The sequence below is a fragment of the Streptomyces albireticuli genome (genome assembly GCF_021228125.1).
GTDB lineage: Bacteria > Actinomycetota > Actinomycetes > Streptomycetales > Streptomycetaceae > Streptomyces > Streptomyces albireticuli.
Genome location: NZ_JAJQQS010000094.1, coordinates 1 through 829 on the forward strand (window position 1 = coordinate 1; position 829 = coordinate 829).

Sequence of the window (829 nt, forward strand, 5' to 3'; positions counted from 1 at the left end):
GTTGGTGTGGGTGGTGGTGTGGGTGGTGTGATCATGGCGTCGGGGCGGTCCTGGGTAGTGCCGTTCACGGGGCTGGGCGCGCGGCGGTTCGGTAAGGCTGGTGGCCGTGCTGCGGGGGGAGGGTGCGGGCCCGGTAGGCAGGGGCTGGCCCTGGGGTCTGCCGCTGGAGGACCGGGTGCTGCTGGTCGCCGTATACGGGCGGACCAGTCTGACGCTGCGGCAGCTTGCCCCGCTGTTCGGCGTCTGGGAGTCGGCCGCCGACCGTATCATCGGCCACCTCGCGCCCGCGCTCGCGTTGCGGCCCCGCGAACGGTTCCGCAAGCAGACCGTACTGATCGTGGACGGCACTCTGGTGCCCACGCGGGACCACACGGTCGCCGAGCGGTCGAAGAACTACCGGTACTCCACCAATCACCAGGTCATCATCGACGCGGACAACCGCCTCGTCGCCGCGGCCGGCCGGCCCGTCACGGGCAACCGCAACGACTGCGAAGCCTGGGAGCTGTCCGGTGCAAAGGCGGCCGCCGGCAGGGCGACGGTGATCGCGGACGGCGGCTACCGCGGCACCGGCCTGATCATCCCGCACCGCCGCGAACGCGGCCAGCCCGAGCTCCCTGCCTGAAAGAGGAACACCACGCCTCTCACCACGGGGTCCGGGCCCGCACCGAGCACGTCTTCGCCCGCATGAAGACCTGGAAGATCCTCCGCGACTGCCGCCTCAAAGGCGACGGCGTCCACCACGCCATACCCGGCATCGCCCGCCCCCACAACCCCACCCTGACCGGATGACAGAGGAAACGAACCAGCCAACCTGCATCCCCTGAACCAA

Annotated in this window: 1 pseudogene; it reads left to right on the forward strand. The window is 70.4% G+C overall.

The window, feature by feature from the left end:
* The first annotated feature begins 18 nt into the window (after positions 1-18).
* Positions 19-789, forward strand: a pseudogene (locus LUZ64_RS36750) (transposase).
* Positions 790-829 lie beyond the last annotated feature (40 nt).